The sequence below is a fragment of the Pseudomonas sp. JL23 genome (genome assembly GCF_056933585.1).
In genome coordinates this window covers 3,070,808-3,083,315 of the sequence record NZ_CM167795.1, presented here as the reverse complement: position 1 = coordinate 3,083,315, position 12,508 = coordinate 3,070,808, and the positions used below count along the sequence as shown (strand labels likewise).

At 62.6% G+C, this 12,508-nt stretch carries 11 protein-coding genes; 10 read left to right on the top strand and 1 reads right to left on the bottom strand.

Annotation, left to right across the window (positions count from 1 at the left end; genetic code table 11):
- Window positions 1-4: 4 nt before the first annotated feature.
- From purU to AC1Z24_RS14390, 4 genes are all read left to right on the top strand, one after another.
- Window positions 5-871 (top strand): formyltetrahydrofolate deformylase, encoded by an 867-nt coding sequence (purU, locus tag AC1Z24_RS14405; protein WP_483746219.1) that lies wholly within the window; start codon window positions 5-7, stop codon window positions 869-871.
- Window positions 872-1,049: 178 nt separating this feature from the next.
- Window positions 1,050-2,411, top strand: coding sequence for an NAD(P)-binding domain-containing protein (locus tag AC1Z24_RS14400; protein ID WP_483746218.1), 1,362 nt, complete (start codon window positions 1,050-1,052; stop codon window positions 2,409-2,411).
- A gap of 4 nt (window positions 2,412-2,415) precedes the next feature.
- Entirely contained in the window at window positions 2,416-4,758 is a 2,343-nt protein-coding gene (locus AC1Z24_RS14395; protein WP_483746217.1) for a trimethylamine N-oxide demethylase, read from the top strand.
- A 109-nt stretch (window positions 4,759-4,867) separates the two neighbouring features.
- A complete protein-coding gene (locus tag AC1Z24_RS14390; protein WP_483746216.1) occupies window positions 4,868-6,547 on the top strand; it encodes an APC family permease in 1,680 nt (559 codons plus the stop codon).
- A 155-nt stretch (window positions 6,548-6,702) separates the two neighbouring features.
- On the opposite strand, the gene AC1Z24_RS14385 is transcribed toward AC1Z24_RS14390, so the two are convergent.
- The gene (locus AC1Z24_RS14385) at window positions 6,703-7,209 is read right to left on the bottom strand and encodes a GNAT family N-acetyltransferase (RefSeq protein WP_483746215.1); all 507 of its coding nucleotides are present in this window, start codon (window positions 7,207-7,209) and stop codon (window positions 6,703-6,705) included.
- A 330-nt stretch (window positions 7,210-7,539) separates the two neighbouring features.
- On the opposite strand from AC1Z24_RS14385, the gene AC1Z24_RS14380 reads away from it, so the two are divergent.
- The 6 genes from AC1Z24_RS14380 to AC1Z24_RS14355 all read left to right on the top strand — a co-directional run bounded on the left by AC1Z24_RS14380 (window position 7,540) and on the right by AC1Z24_RS14355 (window position 12,503).
- Window positions 7,540-8,130 (top strand): amino acid synthesis family protein, encoded by a 591-nt coding sequence (locus AC1Z24_RS14380; RefSeq protein ID WP_483746214.1) that lies wholly within the window; start codon window positions 7,540-7,542, stop codon window positions 8,128-8,130.
- Between the two features lie 13 nt (window positions 8,131-8,143).
- Window positions 8,144-8,977 (top strand): alpha/beta fold hydrolase, encoded by an 834-nt coding sequence (locus AC1Z24_RS14375; RefSeq protein ID WP_483746213.1) that lies wholly within the window; start codon window positions 8,144-8,146, stop codon window positions 8,975-8,977.
- Window positions 8,974-10,455, top strand: coding sequence for an aldehyde dehydrogenase (locus tag AC1Z24_RS14370; RefSeq protein WP_483746212.1), 1,482 nt, complete (start codon window positions 8,974-8,976; stop codon window positions 10,453-10,455). The genes AC1Z24_RS14375 and AC1Z24_RS14370 overlap by 4 nt, the downstream gene beginning before the upstream one ends.
- 62 nt (window positions 10,456-10,517) lie before the next feature.
- Complete coding sequence (locus AC1Z24_RS14365; RefSeq protein ID WP_259105024.1) at window positions 10,518-11,003, top strand: flavin reductase family protein; 486 nt, start codon at window positions 10,518-10,520, stop codon at window positions 11,001-11,003.
- A 176-nt stretch (window positions 11,004-11,179) separates the two neighbouring features.
- Window positions 11,180-11,935, top strand: coding sequence for a GntR family transcriptional regulator (locus tag AC1Z24_RS14360; protein ID WP_483746211.1), 756 nt, complete (start codon window positions 11,180-11,182; stop codon window positions 11,933-11,935).
- A 4-nt stretch (window positions 11,936-11,939) separates the two neighbouring features.
- The gene (locus AC1Z24_RS14355) at window positions 11,940-12,503 is read left to right on the top strand and encodes an NUDIX hydrolase (RefSeq protein ID WP_259105026.1); all 564 of its coding nucleotides are present in this window, start codon (window positions 11,940-11,942) and stop codon (window positions 12,501-12,503) included.
- Window positions 12,504-12,508 lie beyond the last annotated feature (5 nt).

Below are 12,508 nucleotides of genomic sequence, written 5' to 3'. Positions count from 1 at the left end.
CTCGATGGACACGCCACACCAGCACTACATTCTCAAGATCAGTTGCCCCGCCACCTCAGGGATAGTCGCCGCCGTGACCTCGTCACTGGCTGAGCAGGCCTGCTATATCAGCGAACTGTCGCAGTTCGACGATGAATTCACCGGACGCTTCTTCATGCGCGCCGTGTTTCGCTTCAACCAGGGCGTTACCGGCGACCTCACTACTGTGGAAAAGAGTATTGCCGCCCTGGCCGGTGGTTTTGACATGCAATGGCAACTGTTCAGCTCGGCGAAACCGGCGCGGGTGCTGCTGATGGTCAGCAAGTTCGACCATTGCCTCACCGACCTGCTGTATCGCCACCGCAAAGGCGAGATGGACATGCAGATCACCGCCATCGTCTCCAACCACCTTGACCTGCGGCCCATGGCCGAGCGCGAGGGCATCCGCTTCGTCTACCTGCCGGTGACCAAGGAAACCAAGGCGCGCCAGGAAGCCGAACTGCTGCGCATCGTCGAAGAAACCGAGACCGACCTGGTGGTGCTTGCGCGCTACATGCAGATCCTCTCCGACGACCTGTGCCGCCAGCTTTCGGGCCGGGCGATCAATATCCACCACTCGTTCCTCCCCGGCTTCAAGGGCGCCAAGCCCTACCATCAGGCCTATGAACGCGGCGTGAAACTGATCGGCGCCACCGCCCACTACGTCACCAGCGATCTGGACGAAGGGCCGATCATCGAGCAGGAAGTCCAGCGCGTGGACCACACCATCGCCCCCGACGCCCTGGTCGCCATCGGCCGCGACACCGAAACCGTCGCCCTCTCCAAAGCCCTGAAATACCACCTGGAACACCGGGTGTTCATCAACCAGGACAAGACCGTGATTTTTCGCTAGGCGCCGCAGCGTATTGGCTGTGGAACCTGAACTGTGGGAGCGAGGCTTGCCCGCGAAGAGGTCGATACATTCGACGCATTATTCGATGCCGCCACACCGCCTTCGCGGGCAAGCCTCGCTCCCACACATATGCAGTCACTCAACTAATTATGTGTTTTGAGAAGAGAGGCACACCCCCATGACCCTACGTGTAGCAATCATCGGTGCCGGCCCCTGTGGCATGGCGCAACTGCGGGCCTTCCAGTCGGCGCGGGACAAGGGCGCGGATATCCCGGAACTGGTCTGCTATGAAAAACAGAAAGACTGGGGCGGCATGTGGAATTACACCTGGCGCACCGGTCTGGATGAAAACGGCGAGCCGGTCCACGGCAGCATGTACCGCTACCTGTGGTCCAACGGTCCAAAGGAATGCCTGGAATTCGCTGACTACACCTTCGAAGAACATTTCGGTCGCCCCATCGCCTCTTATCCGCCACGGGAAGTGCTGTGGGACTACATCAAGGGCCGCGTCGAGAAGGCCGGGGTGCGCGACTACATCCGCTTCAACAACGCCGTGCGCCAGGTCAGTTTCGACGAACAGAGCCGCCAGTTCAGCGTCGTCGCCCATGACTACGACAGCGATGTCGACACCTGTGAAACCTTCGATTACGTGATCAATGCCTGCGGCCACTTCTCTACGCCGAACATGCCGTACTTCAAGGGCTTCGAGCATTTTAGCGGGCGCATCCTGCATGCCCATGACTTCCGCGACGCCCTGGAATTCAAGGGCAAGGACCTGTTGTTGATCGGCAGCAGCTACTCGGCCGAAGACATCGGTTCGCAATGCTACAAATACGGTGCCCGCAGCATCACCAGTTGCTACCGCACCGCACCCATGGGCTACAGCTGGCCGCAGAACTGGGAAGAAAAACCGCTGTTGCAGCGCCTGGAAAAGAACCGCGCCTACTTCGTCGACGGCAGCCACAAGCACATCGACGCAGTGATCCTCTGCACTGGCTACCAGCACCACTTCCCGTTCCTGCCCGACGAGCTGCGTCTGGAAACCGACAACCGCCTGTGGCCGATGAACCTCTACAAAGGTGTGTTCTGGGAGGCCAACCCGCAGCTGATTTACCTCGGCATGCAGGACCAGTGGTACTCCTTCAATATGTTCGATGCCCAGGCCTGGTATGCCCGGGACGTGATCCTCGGCCGTATCGCCCTGCCCGACCACGCCGCCATGGTCGCCGACAGCCAGCAGTGGCATGAGCGCGAGCAGACCCTGGAAACCAACCAGCAGATGTTCGAGTACCAGGGCGCCTATATCCAGCAACTGGTGGACGCCACCGACTACCCCAGCTTCGACATCGCCGCCGTCAATGAGACTTTCCTGCACTGGAAGCACGACAAGGCGGAAAACATCATGGGCTACCGCGACAAGTCCTATCGCTCGCTGATGACCGGCACCCAGTCGCCGCCCCATCACACACCGTGGCTCGAAGCGCTGGACGACTCCATGGCCGCCTACCTCGGCGACCCCGCCAGCCAGCGGCGGGCCTGAGGCCATGAACGCACCGAGCATTTCCCGGCCCTGGGAACCGGGGCTGTTCGCCCGCAGCCCGGCCCAGGAGCGTTACCGGGTCGCGGGCGGCGGCCTGACCCTGATCAGCCTGGACAGCGGCGACAGCCTGCACATCATCGACGTCGAAGGCCTGCAGCCCTGCGAGCTGATGGCCTTTGACAGCCAGGGCCGCGATGCCCTGGCGCTGCTGGGCCTGACCCTGGACGGCGGCTGCCGCTTTATTGCGCACTACCTGGCGCGCCCCGGCCAGCAGGCCCGACGCATCCAGCAGGCGCTGAATAAACGCGGCGTTGACTTTGCCCAAGGCAAGGGCGCGGCATCGCTGTGGGATGCCGATTCTCCCGCTGGTTTCAGCCGCCGCTTCGTCGCATCGACGCCGCTGCTGGTGCTGATCGCCGCGCCGGACACCCCGGCAACCGTTGACCGTCAGGCCACCGCCAGCGAACTGCGAGTAGTGGTGATGCGAGCCAATCCATCGCCCCTGCTGCTGCCCAATCTGCCCGAGCCACTGGCCGAGCCCATCGACGAGTTCACCCTTCGCGCCGGTACCGCCCATAGCTACAGCGTCGGCAAGGGCCAGTACATTCAGGTGCTCGATGTCGCCGGACGCCAGTGCTCGGACTTCGTCGCCCTGAACCGCCGCGCATTGGACCTGGGCCAGGAACTCGACCTGGACCAGACCGTCACCCGCACCCTCAACGGCAACGCCTATCCGGCGCCGGGGCTGTTCAGCAAGTTCTTTGATCGCCAGTTCCAGCCCATGCTCGAGGTGGTGCAAGACACCGTCGGCCGCCACGACTCTTTCGCCCTCGCCTGCGCCGCTCGTTACTACGAAAGCCACGGCTACTTCGGCCATGACAATTGCAGCGACAACATCAGCGCCGCCTTGCAGGGCTATGGCGTACAGGCGCGCGCGGGCTGGCCGGCAATCAATTTCTTTTTCAATACCGGCATCGACGCCCATCAGCAGATGACCCTCGACGAGCCCTGGTCCCGCCCCGGCGACTACGTGCTGCTGCGGGCCATGACTGAGCTGGTCTGCGCCAGCAGCTCCTGCCCCGACGATATCGACCCGGCCAACGGCTGGAACCCCACCGACATTCATATCCGTGTGTATTCCGACAAGGAGCGCTTCTCCATCGCCATGGCCAGCCGACCTACCGCCGACGCCGATCCGACCCTGACCCGCGAGTCGGGCTTCCACTCCCGCACCCGCGCCCTGACCGGCAGCTTCAGCGACTACCGCAACTGGTGGCTGCCGCTGCGCTACGACGGTTTTGGCGCCATCGACGAATACTACGGCTGCCGCGAGCGCGTCGCGGTGATGGACCTGACCGCCCTGCGCAAATTCGAAATCATCGGTCCCGACGCCGAAGCCCTGTTGCAGTACTGCCTGACCCGCGACGTGCGACGTCTGGCCATCGGCCAAGTGGTGTACTCGGCCATGTGCCATGAGCACGGCGGCATGCTCGACGACGGCACCTTGCTCAGACTTGGCCAGGACAATTTCCGCTGGATCTGCGGCGAGGACTACGCCGGGGTCTGGCTGCGCGAGCAGGCCGAGAAGCTCGGCATGAAAGTCTGGGTCAAATCCGCCAGTGAGCAGATCCATAACCTGTCGGTGCAAGGCCCGCTCAGCCGCGATCTGCTCAAGCAACTGGTGTGGACGCCGGCCACCCAGCCGGGCGTGGAAAGCCTCGGCTGGTTCCGCTTTCTGGTCGGCCGCCTGGGCGACTACGACGGCTGCCCGCTGATGATTTCCCGCACTGGCTACACCGGCGAGCTGGGCTATGAGGTCTGGTGCCATCCACGGGACGCCGAACAGGTCTGGGACCGCATCTGGCAGCTCGGTGAGCCGCTGGGCATCGTGCCCTTGGGCCTGGAAGCCCTGGACATGCTGCGCATCGAAGCCGGGCTGATCTTTGCCGGTTACGAATTCAGCGACCAGACCGACCCGTTCGAAGCCGGGATCGGCTTCAGCGTGCCGCTCAAGAGCAAGACCGACGACTTCATCGGCCGCGATGCCTTGCTGCGCCGCAGCGCCCATCCGCAACACAAGCTGGTGGGGCTCAAGCTGCAAGGCAACGAAGGCGCCCATCACGGCGACGGCGTCTATCAGGGCCGCGCGCAGATCGGCGTGATCACCAGCGCCTGCCGCTCGCCCCTGCTGGCCAGCAACATCGCCCTGTGCCGGATCGATACCAGCCAGAGCGAAATCGGCACCCAGGTCCAGGTCGGCAAAGTCGACGGCCTGCAAAAACGCATCGATGCCGTGGTCACGGCGCCGATCTTCTATGACCCGGACAAGAGCCGTGTCCGAGCCTAGGGCGAGCAACCGTAGGACCGGCTTCAGCCGGGAGAAAGCCCTCGCGGCTAAAGCCGCTCCTACGGCCTGAAACAGGCATTACCTCTCACTCAACCATGGGACTACCGAAATGGAAGCGACTTCGTTCGACAGCGTATCGCCAGCAAGCCCGGCAACCGAGGGCCTGCATCGCAAGATTGATTGGCGGGGTGCGTTCTGGGTGGCCAGCGGCGTGCCTGCGCTGGTGCTGTTTTCCATCGGCGCCATTGCCGCCACGGTGGGCAAACCGGCCTGGATCGTCTGGATCGTGTCGATCCTGTTCGGCTTCATCCAGGCCTTTACCTACGCCGAAATCGCCGGGCTGTTCCCGCATAAATCCGGCGGTGCCTCGGTGTATGGCGCCATTGCCTGGGTGCGCTACAGCAAGCTGATCGCGCCGGTGTCGGTATGGTGCAACTGGCTGGCCTGGTCGCCGGTGTTGTCCATCGGTTCAGGACTGGCGGCGGGCTATGTACTGACCGCGCTGTTTCCCGCTGATGCCCTGATCAACACCTGGCAACTCACCCTGCTGGACCTCGGCTGGATCAAGAGCGGCCTGTCTCTGCGCCTCAACGCCACCTTCGTGCTCGGCGTGCTGATTCTGCTAGGGGTATTTGCGGTGCAGCATGGCGGCATCCTCCGTTCGGCGCGGCTGACCCTGATCCTCGGCGTCACCTCGCTGATCCCGCTGCTACTGGTGGGCGTGGTGCCGCTGCTGACCGGCGACGCCACCCAGGCCAACTTCTTCCCCCTGGCCCCCCTGGCTCACGACGCGCAAGGCGCAGTGATCGACGGCAGTTGGGATATTTCCGGCTGGTCGCTGATGGCGGGCGGGCTGTTTATCGCGGCGTGGTCGACCTACGGCTTTGAAACGGCGGTGTGCTACACCCGGGAATTCAAGGACCCGAAACGTGACACGTTCAAGGCGATCTTCTTCGCCGGCCTGCTGTGCATCGTGGTGTTCACCCTGGTGCCCATGGCCTTCCAGGCCAGCCTCGGGCTCGGCCAACTGGTCACCCCGGCGGTGGTCGATACCAATGGTGTAATCACTACGCCTGCGGTGTACAGCGGCCTGCTCGACCCGACAATCTACAGCGGCATGGGCGTTGGCCAGGCCATGGCAGCGAGTATTGGCGGCGGCAAAGTGGTGGGCAATATCGTCCTGATCATGCTGGTACTGGCGACTCTGCTGGCAATCATGACCTCAATGTCCGGTTCATCCCGCACCCTGTACCAAGCCTCGGTGGACGGCTGGTTGCCCAAATACCTGGGCCGTACCAATGAACACGGCGCACCGACCGCAGCCATGTGGACCGACCTGTCCTTCAACCTGCTGCTGTTGCTGATGTCGGACTACGTCTTCGTCCTGGCCGCGTCAAATGTCAGCTACATCATCTTCAACTTCCTCAACCTCAACGCCGGCTGGATCCACCGCCTCGACCGCCCGGACTGGGCTCGCCCCTACAAAGCCCCCAAAGTGCTGCTGGCCCTGGGTGCGCTGCTGAGCTTCGTCAACCTGGCCTGCATGGGCCTGGGCGCGGATATCTGGGGCACCGGCACCCTGTTCACCGGCGTGCTGCTGGCGCTGCTGATCATCCCGGTCTTTCTCTATCGCCACTACGTGCAGGACAAAGGCCACTTCCCTGCCGCAATGCTCAGTGACCTGCACCTGCAGGCCGATGGCGGCAGCAAGCGCGCGGGGATGCTGCCTTATGTGACGTTGTTGGCGGGCGTGCTGGTGGTGTATTTCTGCCATCGATTGGTCGCGTAAAGCATACAAGTCGACTGTATCGACTGTAGGACCGGCTTCACCCCGGGAGGAGGTTATGGCAGGCGATAAAATGTATCGATCCTGCCTACGCCTTCCCGGCTAAAGCCGGTCCCACATCTATGGTTTTGTGTGTGCTGCGCGATAGTGAAACATCCTTATCGCCGCAACCGCGCCATGCTGATCGCGTCAACATACACCCCGTCACGCACGGCATAGTCGCGCAGGCATCCCTCCTTCTCGAAGCCAAACTTGCGGTACAGGCTCTGTGCGGCTTCGTTATCGGAATACACGGTCAACTCAACCCGGCGCAGGTTCATCCAATTGTCGGCAACCTCCAGCGCAGCCTCCAGCAGCCTTGATCCCACGCCCTTGCCTTGCCATGCCAGCGAAACACCCATGCCGATAGCGCCCACATGGCGCTGGCGAATGCGCGCGTATTGCTCAAGCCCGATGTTGCCGATGACCTCATCCTCATGCAGCGCGACCAGCTTGATGGCCCGCTCATCACCTGCCGCCAGGCGTTTGCGCCAGACATCGGTCGACTGAAAGGGCATCTGCAGGACCTGACGGCATACTGCCGGCTCGTTATAAAGCGCGGTGACGCCGTCTATATGATCTTCGGTAAAACGCTGGATGACGATCCGACTGGAGCTGTCGTTCACTGGGTTTCATCCTTTGGTTATAGGGGGGGCTTGCATAATGGCAGATCCAGCGAGCTGGCAAGAATGCACGAGGGGCGAATCAATTGCAGAATCGACAAGTCGCCTGAATATTTTTGTGGGAGCGAGGCTTGCCCGCGAAGAGGCAGGTGCATCCGAAACATTTTCTGCGACAGAACTACCATCTTCATGGGCAAGCCAGCTCCCACAAACCGGGGCCTGTCTCGCCGTATTCCCACGCCCTTCCCACCATTCATAACAAAACACTTGCACGCCCCATAATCTGGTATACCATCATACAACAGACCAAATACCAGCTTTTGGAGTGCACACATGAGTTTCGAGATTCGCAAGATCGTCACCTATATCGAAGAGACCCTGATCGAAGGCGGCAAGGCGGCGGACAAGCCGGTGACCATGATTGGCGTGGCGGCGGTGATCAAGAATCCTTGGGCCGGGCGTGGTTTCGTCGAAGACCTGAAGCCGGAAATCATGGCCAACTGCTCGGAGCTGGGTGCGCTGATCGTCGCCAAGTTGACTGCGGCCATTGGCGGTGCCGACAAGATCGAGGCCTACGGTAAAGCGGCCGTGGTCGGTGCCGATGGCGAGATCGAGCATGCTTCGGCGGTGATCCATACCCTGCGTTTTGGCAATCACTACCGCGAGGCGGTCAAGGCCAAGAGCTACCTGAGCTTCACTAACAAGCGCGGCGCGCCGGGCACGTCGATCCAGGTGCCGATGATGCACAAGGATGACGAGGGCTTCCGCTCCCACTACATCACCCTGGAAATGAAGATCGAAGACGCCCCGCGCGCCGACGAGTTGGTCGTAGTGTTGGGCGCCGCCGATGGCGGCCGGGTGCATCCACGGATCGGCAATCGCTACAGCGATTTGCAGGAACTGGCCGCGGAAAAGGCGCAGTGAACGGGAGCCAAGCATGATCGGGGGCAGCGCTGAATTCACCGCGGCCGGGACCTGTTATCAGGTCGTGGGCCAGGGCCAGCCCGTGGTATTGATCCACGGTGTGGGCCTGAACAAGGAAATGTGGGGCGGCCAGGTCGTCGGCCTGGCGGACACGTATCAGGTCATCGTCTACGACATGCTCGGCCACGGCGCCAGTCCGCGTCCGCCAGCCAACATTGATCTGAAGGGCTATGCCGAACAGCTCTTGGAACTGCTTGATCACCTGCACCTGGAAAAGGTCACGGTGATCGGCTTTTCCATGGGCGGCCTGATCGCCCGGGCCTTTGCCCTGCACTTCCCGCAACGCCTCGAGGCACTGGTGGTACTGAACAGTGTGTTCAACCGCAGCGAGCAGCAGCGTGCCGGGGTCATCGAGCGCACGGCCCAGGCCGCCGAACATGGTCCGGATGCCAACGCCGAGGCTGCCCTGTCGCGCTGGTTCAGCCTTGAGTATCAGGGCGCCAACCCGGCGCAGATCAAAGCCCTGCGCCAGACCCTCGCCGAGAACGACCCCCAGGGCTACCTGACCACCTATTCGCTGTTCGCCACCCAGGACATGTATCGCGCCGAAGATCTGGGCAGCCTGAGCATGCCGACCCTGATCGCCACTGGCGAACTCGACCCTGGCTCCACGGCGCAGATGGCCCGGCAACTGGCGCAGAAGATTCCCGGTGCTGAAGTCGTGGTCCTGGAGCAGCAACGACATATGATGCCGATGGAATCGCCGCGTCTGGTCAACCGGATGCTGCTGGAATTTCTCGACCGCGCCCTGGCGGCGCCCGTTTCGCAGAAGGAAAACCGTTTATGAGTCTTGAACGCTTTCATATGTGCATCGATGGGCAGTGGCTCGACGCCGTGTCCGGCAAGACTTTCGAGAGCCTCGACCCGGCCCGCGCCCAGGCCTGGGCCGAACTGCCGGATGCCGATGAGCATGACGTCGAACTGGCCGTGCAAGCTGCGCAGAAAGCGTTCGAAAGCCCGGCCTGGCGTGGTTTGACCGCCACCGCCCGAGGCAAGCTGCTGCGCCGCCTCGGTGACCTGATTGCCGAGAACAAGGAGAGCCTGGCCCAGCTGGAAAGCCGCGACAACGGCAAGCTGATCCGCGAAACCCGTGGTCAGGTCGGTTATCTGCCGGAGTTCTTCCATTACACCGCAGGCCTGGCCGACAAGCTCGAAGGCGCGACCCTGCCGTTGGACAAGCCCGACCTGTTTGCCTACACCACCCATGAGCCCTTGGGCGTAGTGGCGGCGATCATTCCCTGGAACAGCCCGCTGTACCTGACCGCAATCAAGCTGGCACCGGCCCTGGCCGCTGGCAATACCATCGTGCTCAAGCCGTCGGAACATGCCTCGGCCACCGTATTGGAGCTGACCCGACTGGCCCACGAAGCCGGCATTCCACCCGGCGTGATCAACGTCGTGACCGGTTTCGGCCCCAGTGCCGGCGCCGCCCTCACACGCCATCCGCTGGTGCGCAAGATCGCCTTTACCGGTGGCGCGGCCACGGCCCGGCATGTGGTGCGCAGCAGCGCCGAGAACTTCGCCAAGCTGTCCTTGGAATTGGGCGGCAAATCGCCGAATATCATCTTTGCCGACGCCGACCTGGACAGCGCGGTCAATGGCGCCATCGCCGGGATCTACGCCGCCTCCGGGCAAAGCTGCGTGGCCGGTTCGCGGCTGCTGGTGCAGGCAGAGATCTACGAAGAGTTCATCCAGCGCCTGATCGCGCGCGCCCAACGCATCAAGATCGGCAACCCGCAGCACGACGACAGCGAAATGGGCCCCATGGCCACCGCGCAGCAACTGGCCGTGGTCGAGGGGCTGGTGGCCGATGCCCTGGCCGAAGGCGCGACCCTGCGCATGGGCGGCAAGCGCCCACAACTGGACGAGCAAGGCTGGTTCTACGAGCCGACCCTGTTCGAGTGCGACAGCAACAGCATGAAGATCATGCAGGAAGAGGTGTTCGGCCCGGTGGCGGCGATTATCCCGTTCAAGGACGAAGCCGACGCCCTGGCCATGGCCAACGACTCGCAGTTCGGCCTCGCGGCCGGAATCTGGACCCGCGACCTGGGCCGCGCCCATCGCATGGCCAAGGCCGTGCGCTCGGGGATCATCTGGGTCAATACCTACCGCGCGGTGTCGGCCATGGCGCCCATCGGCGGCTTCAAGAACAGTGGCTATGGCCGCGAAAGCGGGCTGGACTCGGTGCTCGCCTACACCGAACTGAAAACGGTGTGGATCAACCTGTCCAGCGCGCCGATGCCCGACCCCTTTGTGATGCGCTGAACCGACGCGCACCGCCATGGAATGGCATTCCCCCAATTGCAGGCCCGACGAGGTAATCCAACATGATCGACGCAGCACTCTATAAGAAAGTCATGGGCTCGTTCCCGTCCGGCGTGACCATCGTCACCACCCTCGACGACGACGGCGCCATTGTCGGTATCACCGCCAGCGCCTTCAGCCCGCTGTCCCTGGACCCGCCGCTGGTGCTGGTGTGCCCCAACTATGCGTCGGACTCCTACCCGGTGCTGTGTGCGAGCAAGCGCTTTGCCATCCACCTGCTCAGCGCCGAGCAACAGGTCGAGGCCTATGCCTTCGCCCGCAAAGGCAAGGACAAGGCCCAGGGCATCGACTGGACCCTGAGCGAACTGGGCAACCCGCTGCTGAGCAAGGCCACCGCTATCATAGAATGCGAGCTGTGGCGCGAATACGAAGGCGGTGACCATGCGATTCTGGTCGGGGAGATCAAGAATCTGATCGTCGCCGACGACAGCGTCACGCCCATGGTCTATTGCAAGGGCAAGATGGGTGCACTGGCGGCAATGGCCTGAAAACCGGCCGCGCCCGTACCTGAAGAACGCTGTTTGGCGGCAATTTCTGCACAGCCGATCAATTACTGGTGTTGCGAAGCGCGCCAAGCCCCTATGATCGGCGCATTGCTTTTTCAGGTCATCGGCTGCCGTTGCGGCACCCGGTCACGGACAAACCTATTTTCAGAGTCAAACACATGAAACGCCTGCCAATGGATGACAGCTTCAAGGTCAACCGCAATCCCATCACCCTGCGCGAAATCGTCCTCGAAAAATTGCGCAGTGCCATTATGAATTTCCAGCTGCTGCCCGGCGACCGCCTGGTCGAGCGCGACCTGTGCGACCGCCTCGGCGTCAGCCGTACTTCGGTGCGTGAAGCACTGCGCCACCTGGAGTCCGAAGGCCTGGTGGAATTCGCCGATGCCAAGGGCCCGCGCGTCGCCATCATTACCCTGGAAGACGCCCGTGACATCTACGAGCTGCGCTGTGTGCTGGAAGGCCTGATCGTGCAGCTGTTCACCCTCAATGCCAAGGCCAAGGACATTCGCGCGCTGGAAAAAGCCCTTGAGGTGAACCGCAAAACCCTGGCAGAAGGCGAACTGCAACAGGTACTTGACTCGGTACAGGGCTTCTACGACGTGCTGTTCGAAGGCTCGGGCAACCAGATCGCCGCCGCACAGCTGCGTCAGTTGCAGGCGCGTATCAGCTACCTGCGCGCCACCTCCGTATCCCAGACCAACCGTCGCGGCCGCAGTAACGAAGAAATGCAGCGCATCGTCGAAGCCATCAAGAGTGGCGACCCGGCGGCCGCGCACCAGGCGTCAGTGGACCATGTCCGCGCCGCAGCCAAGGTAGCGCTGGATTACCTGCGCGCCAAATACGATGAAAACGACAGCCCGTTGCGCGAGATGGCCACCCCCATCGTCCTCGCCGAGCCGCGTATCGCCCGGTGACGCCATGCCCGACCTGCGCTTCTGTCCCTGCTGCGGTGCCGACCAACTGATTCGTCAGGTACCGCCCGGCGATACCCATATCCGCCTGACCTGCAGCGCCTGCGGGCATATCCAGTACCAGAACCCGAAGATCATTGCCGGCTGCATCATCGAGCAGGACGGCAAGTACCTGCTGTGCCAGCGCGCCAACCCGCCGCGCCCCGGCACCTGGACCCTGCCCGCCGGTTTCATGGAAAACGGCGAGACCACCGAGCAGGCGGCCTTGCGCGAAACCTGGGAAGAAAGTGGCGTGCGCGGCGAAATCCTCTCGCCCTATTCGATCTTCAGCGTGCCGCGGATCAGCGAGGTGTACATCATCTTCCGCGCGCAGGCCCTGGAGATCACCGGCGAATACGGTGAAGAAACCCTCGACTGCCGCTTCTTCGCCCCCGAAGACATTCCCTGGGAACAGATCTACTACCCGGCGATCCGGCAGATCCTCGAACGCTATATCGAGGAGTGCCGGTCGGGCAGCTATGGCCTCTACATGGGCAACGACGACACCGGTCGCGTGCACTTCATTCGCTAGCCTTC